This window comes from Telluria sp. BA11 (assembly GCF_056680305.1).
In genome coordinates, this window is the sequence record NZ_CM155275.1 from 1,045,682 (window position 1) to 1,061,840 (window position 16,159).

Here is a 16,159-nt window from a genome sequence, read left to right on the forward strand (position 1 = left end):
ACATGTGCAAAATCCTGCCTGTTTGCGCTCATGATTGTAACGCATGATCCCATGCGGGGCAGATTACATTCCTAGAATAATTTATTTCCAAATGTGTTTTTGAACACTCGCTGCCCAGCGGCAAATGTGCGGTTGTCGTCAATACCACGTTGACCTTGTAAATGATAATCGTTATCATTTATCGCATGTCCACCTCCGCCCCATCCCCTGATGTTGTCCAGCCGGTGTTACCGGCATCGGCCAAAGCGACCAGCACGCCCACCCCTGCTGCCAGCGGCATGCCCCAGCGCCTCCCGGGCGCGGGCCGTGCCATGTTCCTCAAGCAGTTGCACCAATGGCACTGGATCAGCTCGGCGATCTGCCTGATGGCGATGCTGCTGTTCAGCTTTACGGGGCTGACGCTGAACAACGCGGCGCTGATCAAGGCCACGCCCGAGGTCACGCGCCTGAAAGCCACGCTGCCGGCGCCGCTGCTTCCGCAATTCAAGCAGTGGGCCGAAGAACATGCCGACGCCAAGGTGCCGCTGCCGAGCAGCATCGCCGACTGGACCAACAGCGCATTCCCCGTCGATGTGCGCGGCCAGCGCGCCGAATGGACCGAGGAAGACGCCTACATCGCCCTGCCCCGCCCCGGCGGCGACGCCTGGCTGCGCATCGCCGTCGACGGCAGCGCCGAATTCGAGCGCACCGACCGCGGCTGGATTTCGTGGCTCAACGACATGCACAAGGGCCGCAACACGGGCGCAGTCTGGAGCTGGTTCATCGATATTTTTTCGGTCGCGTGCATCGTGTTTTGTATCACGGGCTTTTTGATCATGAAATACCACGCGGCCAACCGGCCGTCGACCTGGCCGGTGATCGGCTTCGGCATCGTGCTGCCGGCTGTGCTGGCGTTGTTGTTTGTCCACTGATCGTTTATTTCCAAACTGAGAGAAGACCAAGAATGAAACTGTCCCACTCGCTCGTCCTGACCCTGCCGCTCGTTTCCGGCTGGGCCATGGCCGCCGACCTGTCCGTCAAATTCGACCTGCCACAACTGAACGTGGCCGAATACCACAAGCCTTATGTAGCGATCTGGCTCGAACGCGCCGACCAGAGCGTCGCGGCCAATCTCGCCGTGCTGTACGACCTCAAAAAGGACGCCGCCGGCGACAAATGGGTCAAGGACCTGCGCACGTGGTGGCGCAAGGCCGGACGTGATGCAAAATTCCCGCTCGATGGCGTGAGTGGCGCGACCCGTCCGGCGGGCAGCCAGACGATGAAGTTCGACGGCGCCAAGCACGGCCTCGACAAACTGCCGGCCGGCGACTACAAGCTGGTCGTGGAAGCATCGCGCGAAGCGGGCGGGCGTGAGCTGGTGAAAGTGCCGTTCACGTGGACCGGCAAGGGCAAGGTCGCGGCGAATGCGGCCGGCAAGGAAGAACTGGGCGCAGTCGCCCTCGAGCTCCAATAACAACAATCAAGAGAGAATCCCATGCACAACCGTATCCTCAAGGGCGCCCTGCTCGGCCTGGCCCTGGCCGGCATGTCGATGAGCGCGCAGGCGCACCGCGGCTGGCTGCTGCCCAGCACGGCCATGGTCGAAGCAAAGGAACCGTGGGTCACGCTGGACGGCGCGATCTCAGAAGGCCTGTTCGAATTCCACCACGTGCCGCTGCGCCTGGACAACCTCACGATCACGGGCCCCGATGGCGTGACGACCAAGGCCGAAGGCGCCGTGCTCGGTAAATTCCGCAGCACGATCGACATCCGCCTGCCGAAGGACGGCACTTACCGCCTGGCCATCGTCAGCAACAACGTGATGGGCAGCTACAAGATGGGCGGCGAGGTCAAGCGCTTCCGCGGCGTCGAAGGCACACCGGGCGCGCAAGTACCGGCCGGCGCCACCGACGTGACCACCAGCACCACGCACACGCGCCTGGAAACCTTCGTGTCGGCCAATGACATGAACGACACGGCGCTCAAGCCAAGCGGCGTCGGTCTCGAAATGGTCCCGGTCACCAATCCGTCCGACCTGCGCGCGGGCGAGCCGATCACGTTCCGCTTCCAGCTCGATGGCAAGCCGCTGCCGAACTTCCCGTTCAGCATGGTGCCGGGCGCCGTCAAGTACCGCGGCACGCTGGGCGAGCTGCGCTTTACCACTGACGCCAAGGGCGAGGTCAAGTTCACGGTGCCGGAAGCGAATATGTACTGGCTCTCGGCCAAGTTCCCGCTCGAGACGCCAAAGGGTCCACCAACGCCGGGCACGAAGCGCTATAGCTACACGGCCACGCTCGACGTTCTGCCGCAGTAAGGGCACACGGGCTCGATGCGCACCATTCTTGTTCCGCTGAGCGTCGATGCGGCCATGCCGCCCGGCGGCAGCACGCTGTTTACAGCATCCGGCACGTCGATGGGCACGACCTGGTCGGCGCGGCTGATGCTGCCGCCGGGCGCCGATGGCGCCGTAGTCACCCGCGCGCTGCAAGGCGAGCTGGACGAGATCGTCGCGCAAATGAGCCACTGGGACGAAGGCTCCCTGCTGTCGCGCTACAATCGCGCGCCGGCCGGCAGCTGGCACGCGCTGCCGCCGCAGTTCTTCTCGGTGGTCGAGTATGCGCTGCAGGTGGCGGCCGACAGCGGCGGCGCCTACGATCCGGCCGCCGGCGCCCTTGTCGATCTGTGGGGCTTCGGCGCCCGCGGGCGCTACGATCAGCCGGGGTTCCACGCGCCGCAGGTTGAGCTTGTTGCTGATGTCATCGCGCGCCGGGGCGAGCGCCAGCCGGTGCTCGACCATGCCCGGCGGCGCCTGCTGCAACCGGGCGGCGCGATCCTGGATTTCTCGTCAGTCGCCAAGGGGTATGCAGTCGATCGCATGGCTGCCTGCCTCGAGGATCGCAGCGTGCGCCATTTCGTCGTCGAAGCGGGCGGCGAATTGCGCGGCGCCGGGGTCAAGCCGGACGGCCAGCCGTGGTGGGTCGAGGTCGAGGGCGTGCCGGATTGCGAGGCTGTCGGGCAGACGGTCGTTGCCCTGCACGGGTTGGCGATTGCCACCTCGGGCGACTACCGTCGCAGCTTTCAATATGGCATGCGACGGATGGCGCACACGCTCGACCCGCGCAGCGGCTATCCGGTCGATCACGATCTGGCCTCGGTCACGGTGCTGGCGTCGACTTGCATGGCGGCTGACGCGCTGTCCACTGCGCTGACGGTGCTGGGGCCGGACGACGGGCTGGCGTTTGCGGAACAACGCGGGATTGCGGCGCGCTTTCTCGTGCGCGCCGGATCCGGCTTGAAGGAAACCACGACGGGCGCCTGGCGCCTCATGCTCCAATGATGTTGACAATCGAACCGCTGCGCTGGGGCAGTGCCTTGGCGCTGTCCGGCGCCTATCTTGCGATGTGCCTGGGACTGTGGCGCATGCACCTGGCCAAAACGCGCCCCACTAGCGTGGCCGCCGACTGGCTCGTGGTCTACGCGAGCCAGACCGGCAGCGCACAATTTCTGGCCGAACGAACGGCCGCCACGCTGGCGCTCGGAGGCCTGGACGCGCGCGCGGCCTGCATCTCGACGCTCGACCTGGCTACGTTGTCCAGCGCCAGCCGCATCCTGTTCGTCTGCAGCACCTACGGCGAAGGCGACGCGCCCGATCCCGCCGCGCGCTTTGCCACGCAGACGATGGACGCGACGCTGGACCTGTCGCAGCTGCACTTCGGCATGCTGGCCCTGGGCGACATCACGTACACAAACTACTGCGGCTTCGGCCGCGCGCTCGATGCCTGGCTTCGCGAGCGCGGCGCAACGAGTTTGTTCGAGCGGATCGACGTTGACCGCGGCGCGCCGGACGCGCTGGCCGCCTGGCAACATCACCTGAGCCACCTGGCTGGCACGAGCGACGCACCGGACTGGGAAGCGCCCGCCTACGGCGCGTGGCGCATCGCCGAACGCACGCTGCTCAATTCCGGCAGCGCTGGCGCGCCACTGTACCGCCTCGCTTTAATGCCGCAGGATGGCGCTCTGCCGGCGTGGGAAGCGGGCGACCTGGCGCAAGTCAGCGCGCCTGCTGACCCGGCGCATCCGCGCGAGTACTCGATTGCCTCGGTACCCGCAGAAGGCCAGCTCACACTGCTGGTGCGATTGCAGCAGCGTGCCGACGGAACGCCGGGCGCGGCGTCGGGCTGGCTCTGCACGGATGCGCTTGCGACAGACACAATCCGGCTGCGGGTGCGCGCGCATGCACGCTTCCGGCTGGGTGAGAATGCGCTGCGGCCCCTGATTGCGATCGGCAACGGCAGCGGGCTGGCCGGGCTGCGCGCGCTGCTCAAGGCGCGCATCGACGCTGGCACCCACAGCAACTGGCTGCTGTTTGGCGAACGCAATGCTGCCCATGACTTCCTGTGCCGGGGCGAACTCGAAGCATGGCGCGACAGCGGCGCCCTTGCCCGCCTCGACCTGGCGTTTTCGCGCGACGGCAGCACCGCGCGTTATGTTCAGCATCTGGTTACCGCGCAGGCTGACCTCTTGCGCCAGTGGGTGCAGGATGGCGCGGCGATCTATGTCTGCGGCAGCCTGCAGGGGATGGCTGGCGGCGTGCATGATGCATTGGTCGAGGTGCTGGGCGCGGCCACGGTTGAGGCCATGATGGGCGATGGGCGGTACCGGCGGGACGTGTACTAATGCCCTGATCAAGTTCAATTTTCTTGTCAGGTGACTTTTGTTCAGTTAGCGCGCATTGAGCATGCAGTGACTGAGCATAAAGATCTCAAAAGAAGAAATCCTGCTTAAATTTCCAAAGGGATAGAATATTTGCAGTTTATTTTGATGATCTGGTGCACTCGTCTCCGCTTGGCAACGGCTGCTCTGGGTCGATAACTGCCTGTCTAGGCAATGCGTGACTTTTATGGCCTCACAACCAGGCTAGCTGACGAGAAGAGCAGATTTCGGTCTTGGATTCAACCGGTCGACGCAACACACTAAACTCTGGGTAAGCAGAAGGAGTGTTACGGATGAAGCAGAGAGCAAGGATTTATTATACGGATGCCCAGAAGGCGTTGATGTGGGAGGGTAATCCCCCCATTTTTAGAGCACGCTAAAAGTAGAGGTTAAGCGGCGAGCGCCAATTTCTGTTTTGGCGTAATACCGCCGAGCGCCATGTTAGGCCGGTCGTGATTGTAGGTCCACAACCAGTTGGTGGCAAATTCCTGAACTTCATCGAGCGTTTCAAACAGGTGATGGGCAAGCCAATCATAGCGAACCGTCCTGTTGTAGCGCTCGACGTAAGCGTTTTGCTGGGGCTGGCCAGGCTGAATGAAATCGATGCGGATACCGTGCCTGGCAGCCCAGGCTAGCGTCACCGCGCTGATGTATTCGGGACCGTTATCGCAGCGGATGGCGTCCGGTTTGCCACGCCATTCGATGATCCGGTCGAGCGATCGAATCACCCGTTCAGATGGCAGCGAGAAATCGACTTCGATCCCGAGGCCTTCGCGGTTGTAGTCGTCGATGACGTTGAACAGCCGGATACTGCGTCCATCGGCAAGCTGGTCATGCATGAAGTCCATCGACCAGCACTGATTGATCGCCGTCGGCACCGCCAACGGCAGCGGCTTCTCGCGTACCAGCCGATGGCGCGGCTTGATGCGCAGGTTCAGCTCGAGCTCGCGGTAAATCCTGTAGACGCGCTTGTGGTTCCATTTGAAGCCCTTCACGTTGCGCAGGTACAGGAAGCACAGTCCAAAGCCCCAGTTGCGCTGGTTATTTGTCAGCCGTACCAGCCAGTCCGCGATCACGCCGTTCTCGGCATCGAGCTTGGCCTTGTAGCGATAGCAGGTCTGACTGATGTGAAATGCCTGGCATGCCAGGCCTATCGTGGCTGACCGGTTCGCCACGGCCCACTGCGCCATCTCCCGCCGCTGAGATGGCGCTACCACTTTTTTGTGAGTGCCTCCGCAACGATCTCGGCCTTGAGGCGCTCCTCGGCATACATCTTCTTGAGGCGCCGGTTCTCGTCCTCGAGCTCCTTCATGCGCGCCATGAGCGACGCGTCCATGCCGCCGAACTTGGACCGCCACTTGTAGAACGTGGCGTTGCTGATGCCGTGCTCGCGGCACAGCTCAGGGACCGGGCTGCCGCCTTCGGCTTGCTTGAGGATGGCGATGATCTGGCTGTCGGTAAAACGGGACGTCTTCATGTAGAGCTTTCTGTTCTTAAGTAGAAAATTCTACTTCTAAACGCGCTCTTTCTGTGGGGGGATTACCCAAGGAAGACTTTAGAATACCAGACACCCGCTGAACGATTCAGCAAACTTGTTGCATCGACCGGTTGAATCCAAGGTCAGAAGCGGTCGTTTGTCGTGTTAAAGATCGATGCCCACTGCATTTTAATTCTTGAGGGAATCGTTCCGTGTTCCTAATTATCTGTCCAGGAACTCAAAAGTACCTCAGTTGTGACTTCGAGACACGACCTCTGCATTAGTTACCTACGACTGTAGAGATATGGTTGGGGTCGTGTCTAAATGTTATACCCATGGCTGATGACCCTTGGCTCCATGGGCTAGCAGCCCCCAATAGAGCGTTAATTGGTGGACATTGGTAACAGACTACTCCGTCAACCCCTCAGGATGCGCGAATTCATCCGTACCTGTCTCGATTGCCCTGCGAGTTTGCAAAACATATGCTTCGGTAGAGTCGTTGGTGCGAATAGATTCCAATACGACTGCTCGTAACTCTTCATATGACGTCGCTTTCTCCAATCCATGTTGAAGCGCCATCTGCTGGCTATGTAAGAACCTAAGGTAGCCAACAGTGTCCCGCTCGAATTTGAAAAGTTTCCGAGCAATAGTAATCATCGAAGCACTTTCCCATTCTGCTAATGCGTGCGCATCACTTTCAATCTGTCTCGTTGCTGTTTCAACTGCGTCCCGTTCATACACCCTGCGAAACTTGTCTTGGCTAGACACGTCATCGTTATGAATATCTTTCCACATTTTCAACAGGTCACGTTGTGCCGGCTCCTCAAGGAATTCTTTTAGTGCTTTTAGCGCCCAAGCAGGGCACGTACGGCTACTTGGTTTTTTCGGATCAATGAGCCATGACTGAACCGTTCTTGGTGAGACTTTTCTATCTACTTTTGTACCAATAGCTCGGCTAACAAGCCACGGATTGTTCTCAAATTCATCTCTCATCAATCTCATCATTTCAAGGCGTGTGCGCTCTGCTTCCATGACTCCTCCAAAATTTATTATGTTGCGCACATTGTGCGCGCACAATGTGCAGGTGTCAAACAGGATTGTTGCAATAGTAGGATGAGGAGCAGGCAGCTTGCACTGCACGTGCCGGGGTCAGGTCTGACATTCGATCACGTGCCGGGGTCAGGTCTGACATTCAGACACACGTGCCGGGGTCAGGTCTGACATTCAGACACGAGCTCTGCCGTGCCGGGGTCACGTGCCGGGGTCAGGTCTGACATTCAGACACGAGCTCTGCGATGATCCGGCATCTTGATTTTCAAGCGCATCTTGAAGAGCCAAAGGTTTATTTGAAATGCCCTCAAGTGAGTAGAGCATGTGTCCAGATGTCAGACCTGACACCGCCAATGACGGTCGGTGCCTAAGCCGTAAGCGTCGTCCCACCACCGTCTTGAGCCGCGTGTCGATTTAGTCGAAGATGGCATCACACCGCTGGGAAGCGGCGTGTTGTTCAAGCAGGCTTGATCTGCTGGGGGCAATTCCAGGGCAGTAGCTCGTCAACGCGGTTGACGGGATGGTCGGCGATCTGCGTCAGCACATGGCGCAACCAGGCTTCGGGGTCGACCCCGTTCAGCTTGGCCGTGCCGATCAGCGAGTAGATGGCGGCGGCACGCTCGCCGCCGCTGTCGGCGCCAGCGAACAGGTAGTTGCGCCGGCCGATGGCGATGCCGCGCAGTGCCCGCTCGGCTGCCGAGTTGTCGATCTCGATGACGCCGTTGTCGCAGTAGCGCAGCAGTGCCGGCCACAGATTCAGGGCGTACAGGATGGCCGCCGACGTGTCGGATTTGCGCGAGAGCTTTTCAAGCGAGGCGCGCAGCCATTGCTCCAGGTCGTCGAGTAACGGCCGCGCGCGCGCCTGGCGCACCGACCGGCGCTCGTCGGGTGGTTTGCCGCGGATTTCGGCCTCGATCAGATACAGTTCGGCGATGCGGCATAGCGCCTCAGTCGTGAGCGGCGAAGGCCGCGCCACGTGCAGGTCGTGGAACTTGCGGCGCGCGTGCGCCCAGCATGCCGCCTCCGCGATCTCGCCGTCTTCATACAGGGCGTTGAAGCCGGCGTAAGCGTCAGCCTGCAGCACGCCCTCGAACTTGGCTAGGTGCGTTTGCGGATGGATGCCCTTGCGGTCTGGCGAGTAGGCGAACCAGGCTGCCGGTGGGCTCAAGTCACCGGCCGGACGGTCGTCCCGCACATAGGTCCAGAGGCGTCCGGTCTTCGTTTTTCCATTGCCTGGCGCGAGCACCGGTACTGGCGTGTCGTCAGCATGCAGCTTATCTGCAGCCAAGACGTGCTTGCGGATCGCGTCGACCAGTGGGCGCAGCAGCGCGCTGGCGGCGCCGACCCAACTGGCCAGCAGTGCCCGGTCCAGATCGATGCCTTCGCGCGCATAAATCACGGACTGGCGGTACAGCGGCAAGTGGTCCGCGAACTTAGCGACGAGCACATGAGCCAGCAAGCCAGGGCCGGCGATGCCGCGCTCGATCGGACGGCTCGGCGCTGGCGCCTGCACGATGGTATCGCAGCAGCCGCATGCCAATTTAGGGCGCACATGGCGGATCACGCGGAAGCTGGCCGGCACGAACTCGAGCTGCTCGGATACATCTTCACCCAGCTGCTTCAGATTTCCGCCACAGGCAGGGCAATCTGTCGTCGTCGGCAGATACACTTTTTCATCGCGCGGCAGATGCTCGGGCAGCGCTTTGCGCGGCGCACGCTGACGCGGCGCTCGATCGGCGGGCGGCATTTCCCGTTCGGCCTCGGCGTCGTCGGCCTGCAGATCTTCCAGCTGCAATTCAAGCTGTTCGATCTGGTGGTCGAGCTTCTCGGACTTGCGACCGAACTGCATGCGCCGCAGTTTCGCGATCCACAATTTCAGATGCTCGATCTCGGCCTCGCGCGTGTTCAACCGCGCTTGCAGTCCCAGGATTTGTTCATCGCGCGCCAGCAGCAGGGCCTTCAGGGCATCGATGTCATTGGGGAATTTGGCGGCGGTCAGCATGGGGCTGAGTTTACGCGAGGCCGCAGACGTTTACAAGCCTGACGTTGGACGCCAGGTACGCTCCGGCCGGCGCCAGTCGATTCCTTCAAGCAGCATCGACAATTGCGCCTGACTCAGACAGACGCTGCCGCTGTTTGCCTGCGGCCAGACGAAGCGGCCGCGTTCAAGTCGCTTTGCCAGCAGACACAGGCCATCGCCGGACCACCATAGCACCTTGAGCATGTCGCCACGCCGGCCACGAAACACGAACACATGGCCGCAGTACGGATCTTCGGCCAACGCAGTTTCGACCCTGGCAGCCAGGCCGTTCATCCCGGCACGCATATCGGTGATGCCGGCGGCAAGCCAGATCTTCGTGCCAGCTGGAAGGCCGATCATGTACGCAGACTGTTGAGAACGAGTTGGAGCAGCGCCGCATCGGCGCCAGTGCTGACACGCACTACTGCGTCGGCAATGACGATCTCGATAACACGTGCTGACGCCATGGTGCCTGAAAGTGCCGGTAGCGTCGGAGTGCTCTGCACCACAACGGGCAGCAGTTGCGCAGACTGCGGTCCTGGTTCGGTCAACAGGCCGGCGCGCAGGTCACGTCTCCATTTGAACAACATGTTCGCGTTGAGCCCATGTTGCTGCGCCAGTTTCGACACCGATACACCTGGCTCGCAGGCGGCAGTGGCCAGGCGGTGCTTGAACTCGGCCGGATAGTTCGGACGTCCCTTGCGGTTGTTCGACCCGCCAACAGTGTCCATAGTAGTTCCCATCAAAAAAGTAACGGGAACTACTTTCGCAGAGTGAAATGGCTACGTACAGACGGTGGTGGGAGGACGCTTACCCTAAGCCCTGTGAATCAATACTAATTGCTTCGGCCAGAAATCAAGTTTGCATTGATCCACGATGCCACGTCGGTAACCGGAATAGCGCGCTGGACATTGAAACTGCCACTTTTATCCCAAGCAACACCCCTCCCCTGCGCAAAGGCGGCGCGATACTTGCGCATCATGTTATGTGGGTCGCGGGCCAACTCGCTCAGCAGGTATTCCTCGCTCCACGCCGAACGGCTGAATGGTTGGCCTAGCGCTGCTTGCAGCTTGTCGGCCACTTCCCCATATGTCACCGTGTCGCCAGCTAAATAAACGATGTCGTTCCGGATACGGGGTTGCGTGAAAACGACCTCGGCAGTCAGAGCGCCAATGTCATCTGGCGTAGTCAGCGTGACAGCAGTGTCGAGGCTGCCAAGAGCGTGCACCGCATGTTCTTCAAGATCGACGACGCCGAATTCTGGCTCAAACAGGTAGCTCATGAACATACCGGTCGAGATGATGACCCACTCAGTCTTGTGCTGCCCCCGCAGCAATTCGCGCACGTCCAACTGTGCGTCGAAGATGTCCTGCGGACTGCCGCGACCGATGACGTCAAAATCGACGCCGAACTGCCATGGGAAATACCTGGGAATTTGCGCTTGCAGGGCAGCACGCGCCAATTTCATTGGCGTGTCGATACCCGCTGCATAGCCGGCACACCCTATGACTGTGTCGTATTGGCCGAACACTGCAGCCAGCTCGTCGATCGAGCTTTTCACAAGATCGCCGATGATGATGTCGATCCCGAGATTTCGGATTTCGGCCACATCACGCTGCTTGTCTGGCACGTTGGACGCGACGGCGCTTGCGCGCAGCAACACGCTGATGGTCACACCGTCGACGTCCTTCGCGCGTTGCGCGAGACTGCGCAGTACCGGCATCCCGAGTTCCCCGGCACCGAGTACAAGAATCTTTTTAGACATCGCGTCAGGGTCTGCCCGGTTCATCGTTAGCGGTACTGATAATTGGCGGACCTGGTTGGACATGTTGATTTCTTCTTTAGCGTTGATACCTGCACTATAGGGAAAGCACCGGTGCGGAAAAAGTGGTCGTGGAGGTTTTCATTGTGCAGAAAATGCGAACAATGGTGGGTTATAGTGCCGTTTTCCTTATAGCTATCAGGACAACACATGGACCGCGTACAAGCAATGCAGGTGTTTGTTCTAGTAGTCGAAGGCAAGAGCTTCGTACGCGCAGCGCAGACTCTCGGCTTACCGCCATCATCCGTCACCGGTATCGTTAAAAGGCTTGAAAAACATTTGCAAATTCGGTTGCTGAACCGTTCAACCAGAAAGCTCAGCTTGACACCGGAAGGTGAGCAATACTTCTACCGTTGCCGCGAGATACTCGACCTGATTGACGACACGGAAGCCAGCCTGAACGGCTCTGCCGAGCGCCCGCAAGGAAGGTTGCGGGTGGATATGCCGGGGGGCATTGCGCATGCCTTGATCCTGCCGCGTTTGGCACAATTTGAGCAGCGCTACCCCGACATCTATCTCATGATTGGTATAAATGATCGTCAGGTGGACCTGATCCAGGATGGCGTCGATTGTGTGATCCGTACCGGCAACCTCAATGACTCGACGCTGGTCTCACGCCGTTTGGGGGCGTTGCGCTGGGTCACATGCGCGGCGCCGTGCTATGTAGAAGAAAAGGGGACCCCCAAGAGGCTGCTGGATCTGCAGGCACACCAGGCTGTCCACTACTTTTCCAGCACGACGCGGCGGGGAAGTGAGCTGCATTTTATCGAAGACGGGCATTGCGTCACCGTTCCGGTGTCCGGCAAGGTAGCAGTCAACGAGACTGGGCTTTACATCAAGCTTGGAATCGAGGGACGCGGCCTGATTCAGTTGGCGGAGATCCTGGTGGCAGAACAATTGCGGAGCGGAGAATTAGTCGAGGTGCTGGCCGACTGGCGGCCAGCACCTGTTCCTGTATCACTACTTTATCCCTACCGCCGCTTTCTCTCTCCGGCGATGCGTGCGTTTGCCGATTGGACAGCCGACCTGTTTACCGACACCTGTTAAGGGTCGACAGTTGCCTATCGAAACAGTCTGCGACACCTTGCAGCACGATGCAACGGATGAATCGCGTCAGGGCTTTACTTCCACACCCTTCCAGAACGCGACGTGGCCAGTAATATTTGACGCAGCGGATTTTGGTGTGGCATACACCCACGCCGCATCCTTGTTAACCTTGCCGTTTACCTCAATGTTGTAGTAGCTCGCTGTTCCCTTCCAGGGACAGTTGGTTGTTGTACTCGAGTCGCTGAAGAACTGGCGGTTTAACGAGGCGGGGGGAAAATAATGGTTCCCTTCGACGACGACCGTATCGTTCGACTGCGCCAGCACTTCACCATTCCATATTGCTTTCATATGCACTCCGGTAACGCTTCGAATCTGAAGCGCGGACCAGTCTACACCGGTTGCGTGGGAAAGTTGATGCGGATGTTTGTGCGACGAGTGCGCGCGGAACGGCGTTGGGCCAGGTAGTCGCCAAACCTCGTGCGCACTCAACCTTCCGCGTCGCGATGCTGATGGCTTACCATGCACCATCACCACTTCCTTGCCCGCCCGTGAAAATCGCCATCGGCCACCGCCTCTTTGCCTCCGTGCTCCTTGCCATGCTGACGGTGGCCGCCGCCGCCGTGCTGCTGCTGCGCCAGAATGTGCTGGGCAGTTTCGGCGACTACGCGGTGGCGATCGAACTGGATCGCCTCGATGAACTCTCCGGCGCCGTCGCGCGCCAGTACAGCCAGTATGGCGACTGGACGTTCCTGCCGTCTGGTGACAACCGGCGCGACTGGATCGGCGGCGAATTGACGCGCCTGCAGTCCGTGCGCGGGAAGCCGGCGCCACCGGTCGGGCCAGTTGGTCCAGTAGCGCCGGTGGACCCCGTCGCCCCTGCTGCGCCGGCGTCGCCCGCCGCCGCGATGCACACGCGAGCGGGTCCGCCCATGCCACCACTGCCGCCGCCCCCACCCGCCCCACCCGGCGTGATCGCGGATCTGCACACACGCATCACGCTGCTCGATGCGAATGGCGGCTATCTCGCCGGCCGCCCGCCGGGCAACCTGCCCCTGGCCCGGCGCGCCATCACCGTCGATGACCGCACGATCGGCTATCTCGGCGTCGCGCGCAGCGCGCGGCCCAGCGACGCGATGGCGTTTGCGTTTCTCGACCAGTTGCAACGCAGCCTGTGGCTGATCGGCGGACTTGCCCTTGTGCTCAGCGCGCTGGCCGCGATCAGCCTGGCGCGCCACTTCCGGCGCCCGATCGACCGCCTCGCACGCGGCGCCGGCGCACTGGCCGCAGGCGACTACGCCGTGCGCCTGCCGGTTCAGCGCAGCGACGAACTGGGTGACCTGGCGCGCCACTTCAATGCGCTGGCGGAACGGCTCGATCAAGCGGAGGCGGCGCGCCGCCAGTGGGTGGCCGACACGTCGCACGAACTGCGCACGCCGCTGGCCGTGCTGCGCGCGCAGCTCGAAGCGATCCAGGATGGCGTGCGCCAGGCCACACCAGCCACTGTCGATGCGATGGTGCTGCAGGTACACGCGCTGACGAAGCTGATCGACGAACTGTATGCACTGGCGCGGGCCGACGTCGGCGAACTGGCATGCCAGCGCGTACCGCTCGACTTATGGCAACTGGCGGCGGCTGAAGCGCAGGCATTCAGCGCGCGCTTCCAGGCGGCCGGCCTGACGTTCGAGACCGGCGGGGCGCCGGCACAGTCACAGGTGCTGGGCGACCCGGACCGCATGCGCCAGGTACTGGCCAACCTGTTCGAAAACAGCCTGCGCTACACGACGCCCGGTGGCATGGTGCGGCTAAGCGCCCAATCACACGACAGCCAGTTGCACCTGACGCTCGACGACAGCGCGCCCGGCGTGCCGGATGCGGCGTTGTCGCGCTTGGCCGAGCGCTTCTACCGCGTCGATGCATCGCGCAGCCGCGCGCATGGCGGCGCGGGCCTGGGTCTGGCCTTGAGCCGGCGCCTGCTCGCCGCGCAGGGCGGCGCACTGGCGTTTGCCCACTCGCCACTGGGTGGCTTGCGCGTGACCGTGTCGCTGCCGCTGCTTGAAAAGGGCACACCATGAACAGCACGATCATGATCGTCGAAGACGAACCGGAACTGGCCGCCGTGATCGCCGACTACGCACGCGCGGCCGGCTATCTCCCGACCGTGCATGGTGACGGCGCGCAGGCCCTGGCCGCGATCCGCGCGGCGCCGCCGGATCTGATCGTGCTCGATCTGATGCTGCCTGGCCTGGATGGTCTGGCGCTGTGCCGCGCGGTGCGCGCATTTTCGGAGGTGCCGATCGTGATGGTGACGGCCCGCGTCGAAGAAATCGACCGCTTATTGGGCCTGGAACTGGGCGCCGATGACTACCTGTGCAAGCCGTTCAGCCCGCGCGAGCTGATGGCGCGCATCAAGGCGATCCTGCGCCGCGCCGGAAGCGGCGACGTCGCGCCGGCGGCCCTGCTGCTGGACGAGGACGCGCGCAGCGTCAATGTCCACGGCCGCGCGCTCGACCTGACGCCGAGCGAATACGCGATCCTGGCCGCGCTGGCGCGCCGGCCGGGCCAGGTGCTGTCGCGCGCCCAGCTGCTCGACGCGGCCCGCGCCGACAATCTCGACGCCACCGACCGCGCCATCGACAGCCACGTCAAGAACCTGCGGCGCAAGATCGACGGGGCGGCGCCGGGGCTGGAGCCGATCCGCTCGATCTACGGCCTCGGCTACCGCTACGACGCGTGAAGCTTACTTCGGTGCGTACATCGACGCGTAGCGAGCGCCGAAGTACAGGATGAACGCATAGCATGCGGCCGGCAGCAGGAACGAGATCTGCACGCCCAGCGTATCGGCCAGCGCGCCCTGCGCGAACGGCACCAGCGCGCCGCCGACGATGGCCATGCACAGGATGCCGGAACCCTGGCCCGTGTGCTTGCCCAAGCCGTGCAGCGCCATGCTGAAGATCGTCGGGAACATGATCGAGTTGCACAGGCCAACCGCCAGGATCGCCCACATCGCGATGTCGCCCTGCGCAAACGTGCCGACCAGCACCAGCACGATTGCCGCCACCGAGTTGAACGCCAGCGTCTTGCCAGGGCTGACCACACGCATCACGGCAAAGCCAATGAAGCGCCCCACCATCGCGCCGCCCCAGTAGATGCTGACGTAATGGGCGGCATCGGCGTGCGCGAGGCCAGCGATCTGCGGTTCGCCGATGAAGTTGATCAGGAAGCTGCCGATGCTCACTTCAGCGCCCACGTACAGGAAGATGCCGATTGCACCCAGCACCAGGTGGCGGTGCGCCAGCACCGAGCCACCTGCTGCCACCGGCGCGCCATCGTCATCGGCGGCGACGATCGTTGGCAGCTTCGCGGCCAGGAACATCACGGCCAATACGACCAGCAGGCCAGCCAGCATCAGGTACGGCCCGCGCACGCTGGCCGCTTCCGCAGCCGCATCCGTCCCAGCCACGGCGGCAGCACCCGCCGCCGACAGGATCAACACCCCGCCCACGGCCGGCCCGATTGTCGTGCCCAGCGAATTGAACGCCTGCGTCAGCGTCAGGCGGCTCGACGCGGTGCGCGCCGGGCCCAGCACGGCCACATACGGATTGGCCGCGACCTGCAGCACCGTGATGCCCGAGGCGAGCACGAACAGCGCCAGCAGGAACATGCCGTAGCCACCGGAAGCGGCCGGGTAAAACAGCGTGCAGCCGCCGGCGGCCACCAGCAGGCCCGTCACGGCGCCTTTCTGGTAACCGATGCGGCGAATCAGCGCGCCGGCCGGCAGCGACACGATCGCGTACGCGCCGAAGAAGCAGAACTGCACCAGCATCGCCTGCACATACGTCAGCGTGTAGACCGCCTTCAGGTGCGGAATCAAGACGTCGTTGAGCGACGTGATCAGACCCCACATGAAGAACAGGATGGTGACGATGACGAGCGCCCCCGTGTTACTGCCTTGTTGCGTCCCGGGGGGACCGTCCTGCCGCGCGACTGGTGCCGCGCCCGTTGCCATATTGGCCATGCTGTCTCCTGATGATTGTTATTGTGGTCGGGGTGC

The 16,159-nt window shown here is 62.1% G+C and carries 16 protein-coding genes; 8 read left to right on the forward strand and 8 right to left on the reverse strand.

Features of this window, described 5'->3' with window-relative positions; genetic code table 11:
* Positions 1-278: 278 nt before the first annotated feature.
* The 5 genes from AC1MGT_RS04605 to AC1MGT_RS04625 are packed head-to-tail and all read left to right on the forward strand — an operon-like array spanning position 279 to position 4,656.
* On the forward strand, positions 279-911 hold the full coding sequence (locus AC1MGT_RS04605; RefSeq protein WP_332533598.1) for a PepSY-associated TM helix domain-containing protein: 633 nt from the start codon (positions 279-281) through the stop codon (positions 909-911).
* Positions 912-943: 32 nt separating this feature from the next.
* Positions 944-1,453 carry a DUF2271 domain-containing protein gene (locus AC1MGT_RS04610; RefSeq protein ID WP_183555442.1) on the forward strand — a complete coding sequence of 170 codons (510 nt, stop codon included), beginning with the start codon at positions 944-946 and terminating at the stop codon, positions 1,451-1,453.
* A 21-nt stretch (positions 1,454-1,474) separates the two neighbouring features.
* On the forward strand, positions 1,475-2,293 hold the full coding sequence (locus AC1MGT_RS04615; protein ID WP_499503196.1) for a DUF4198 domain-containing protein: 819 nt from the start codon (positions 1,475-1,477) through the stop codon (positions 2,291-2,293).
* A gap of 15 nt (positions 2,294-2,308) precedes the next feature.
* On the forward strand, positions 2,309-3,316 hold the full coding sequence (locus tag AC1MGT_RS04620; RefSeq protein ID WP_499503197.1) for an FAD:protein FMN transferase: 1,008 nt from the start codon (positions 2,309-2,311) through the stop codon (positions 3,314-3,316).
* On the forward strand, positions 3,313-4,656 hold the full coding sequence (locus AC1MGT_RS04625) for a sulfite reductase subunit alpha (protein ID WP_499503198.1): 1,344 nt from the start codon (positions 3,313-3,315) through the stop codon (positions 4,654-4,656). Before AC1MGT_RS04620 ends, AC1MGT_RS04625 begins: the two co-directional genes overlap by 4 nt.
* A 425-nt stretch (positions 4,657-5,081) precedes the next feature.
* Here AC1MGT_RS04625 and AC1MGT_RS04630 read toward each other — a convergent pair.
* The 6 genes from AC1MGT_RS04630 to AC1MGT_RS04655 form a co-directional block, all read right to left on the reverse strand.
* A protein-coding gene (locus AC1MGT_RS04630; protein WP_499500801.1) for an IS3 family transposase occupies positions 5,082-6,169 on the reverse strand; the annotation gives its coding sequence in 2 pieces (ribosomal slippage) (positions 5,082-5,917 and positions 5,917-6,169; 1,089 coding nt in all).
* A gap of 408 nt (positions 6,170-6,577) precedes the next feature.
* Complete coding sequence (locus tag AC1MGT_RS04635) at positions 6,578-7,201, reverse strand: hypothetical protein (RefSeq protein WP_499503199.1); 624 nt, start codon at positions 7,199-7,201, stop codon at positions 6,578-6,580.
* A gap of 475 nt (positions 7,202-7,676) precedes the next feature.
* Positions 7,677-9,221, reverse strand: coding sequence for an IS66 family transposase (gene tnpC / locus AC1MGT_RS04640; RefSeq protein WP_499503200.1), 1,545 nt, complete (start codon positions 9,219-9,221; stop codon positions 7,677-7,679).
* Positions 9,222-9,251: 30 nt separating this feature from the next.
* Positions 9,252-9,599 carry an IS66 family insertion sequence element accessory protein TnpB gene (gene tnpB / locus AC1MGT_RS04645; RefSeq protein WP_499503201.1) on the reverse strand — a complete coding sequence of 116 codons (348 nt, stop codon included), beginning with the start codon at positions 9,597-9,599 and terminating at the stop codon, positions 9,252-9,254.
* Positions 9,596-9,970 (reverse strand): IS66-like element accessory protein TnpA, encoded by a 375-nt coding sequence (tnpA, locus tag AC1MGT_RS04650; RefSeq protein WP_332533717.1) that lies wholly within the window; start codon positions 9,968-9,970, stop codon positions 9,596-9,598. The genes tnpB and tnpA overlap by 4 nt, the downstream gene beginning before the upstream one ends.
* Positions 9,971-10,074: 104 nt before the next feature.
* Positions 10,075-11,028: an aromatic alcohol reductase gene (locus AC1MGT_RS04655; RefSeq protein WP_499504252.1), complete on the reverse strand. Its 954-nt coding sequence runs from the start codon at positions 11,026-11,028 to the stop codon at positions 10,075-10,077.
* Between the two features lie 183 nt (positions 11,029-11,211).
* Between AC1MGT_RS04655 and AC1MGT_RS04660 the strand changes: the two genes are divergently transcribed.
* Positions 11,212-12,108: a LysR family transcriptional regulator gene (locus AC1MGT_RS04660; protein WP_499503202.1), complete on the forward strand. Its 897-nt coding sequence runs from the start codon at positions 11,212-11,214 to the stop codon at positions 12,106-12,108.
* A 66-nt stretch (positions 12,109-12,174) separates the two neighbouring features.
* Here AC1MGT_RS04660 and AC1MGT_RS04665 read toward each other — a convergent pair whose 3' ends face one another.
* Entirely contained in the window at positions 12,175-12,456 is a 282-nt protein-coding gene (locus AC1MGT_RS04665) for a DUF427 domain-containing protein (protein ID WP_499503203.1), read from the reverse strand.
* Positions 12,457-12,656: 200 nt separating this feature from the next.
* Between AC1MGT_RS04665 and AC1MGT_RS04670 the strand changes: the two genes are divergently transcribed.
* Both AC1MGT_RS04670 and AC1MGT_RS04675 read left to right on the forward strand, forming a co-directional pair.
* The gene (locus AC1MGT_RS04670) at positions 12,657-14,180 is read left to right on the forward strand and encodes an ATP-binding protein (RefSeq protein ID WP_499503204.1); all 1,524 of its coding nucleotides are present in this window, start codon (positions 12,657-12,659) and stop codon (positions 14,178-14,180) included.
* A complete protein-coding gene (locus AC1MGT_RS04675; protein WP_499503205.1) occupies positions 14,177-14,842 on the forward strand; it encodes a response regulator in 666 nt (221 codons plus the stop codon). Before AC1MGT_RS04670 ends, AC1MGT_RS04675 begins: the two co-directional genes overlap by 4 nt.
* Positions 14,843-14,845: 3 nt before the next feature.
* Here the strand turns inward: AC1MGT_RS04675 and AC1MGT_RS04680 are convergent, their stop codons facing one another.
* Positions 14,846-16,123: a sugar MFS transporter gene (locus AC1MGT_RS04680; protein ID WP_499503206.1), complete on the reverse strand. Its 1,278-nt coding sequence runs from the start codon at positions 16,121-16,123 to the stop codon at positions 14,846-14,848.
* Between the last annotated feature and the right edge of the window lie 36 nt (positions 16,124-16,159).

Bases quoted from the DNA above. Each gene is read 5' to 3' on its own strand.
- AC1MGT_RS04605 (WP_332533598.1), top strand. From the start codon at position 279: ATGCCCCAGCGCCTCCCGGGCGCGGGCCGTGCCATGTTCCTCAAGCAG.
- AC1MGT_RS04610 (WP_183555442.1), top strand. From the start codon at position 944: ATGAAACTGTCCCACTCGCTCGTCCTGACCCTGCCGCTCGTTTCCGGC.
- AC1MGT_RS04615 (WP_499503196.1), top strand. From the start codon at position 1,475: ATGCACAACCGTATCCTCAAGGGCGCCCTGCTCGGCCTGGCCCTGGCC.
- AC1MGT_RS04620 (WP_499503197.1), top strand. From the start codon at position 2,309: ATGCGCACCATTCTTGTTCCGCTGAGCGTCGATGCGGCCATGCCGCCC.
- AC1MGT_RS04625 (WP_499503198.1), top strand. From the start codon at position 3,313: ATGATGTTGACAATCGAACCGCTGCGCTGGGGCAGTGCCTTGGCGCTG.
- AC1MGT_RS04635 (WP_499503199.1), bottom strand. From the start codon at position 7,201: ATGGAAGCAGAGCGCACACGCCTTGAAATGATGAGATTGATGAGAGAT.
- tnpC (WP_499503200.1), bottom strand. From the start codon at position 9,221: ATGCTGACCGCCGCCAAATTCCCCAATGACATCGATGCCCTGAAGGCC.
- tnpB (WP_499503201.1), bottom strand. From the start codon at position 9,599: ATGATCGGCCTTCCAGCTGGCACGAAGATCTGGCTTGCCGCCGGCATC.
- tnpA (WP_332533717.1), bottom strand. From the start codon at position 9,970: ATGGACACTGTTGGCGGGTCGAACAACCGCAAGGGACGTCCGAACTAT.
- AC1MGT_RS04655 (WP_499504252.1), bottom strand. From the start codon at position 11,028: ATGAACCGGGCAGACCCTGACGCGATGTCTAAAAAGATTCTTGTACTC.
- AC1MGT_RS04660 (WP_499503202.1), top strand. From the start codon at position 11,212: ATGGACCGCGTACAAGCAATGCAGGTGTTTGTTCTAGTAGTCGAAGGC.
- AC1MGT_RS04665 (WP_499503203.1), bottom strand. From the start codon at position 12,456: ATGAAAGCAATATGGAATGGTGAAGTGCTGGCGCAGTCGAACGATACG.
- AC1MGT_RS04675 (WP_499503205.1), top strand. From the start codon at position 14,177: ATGAACAGCACGATCATGATCGTCGAAGACGAACCGGAACTGGCCGCC.
- AC1MGT_RS04680 (WP_499503206.1), bottom strand. From the start codon at position 16,123: ATGGCCAATATGGCAACGGGCGCGGCACCAGTCGCGCGGCAGGACGGT.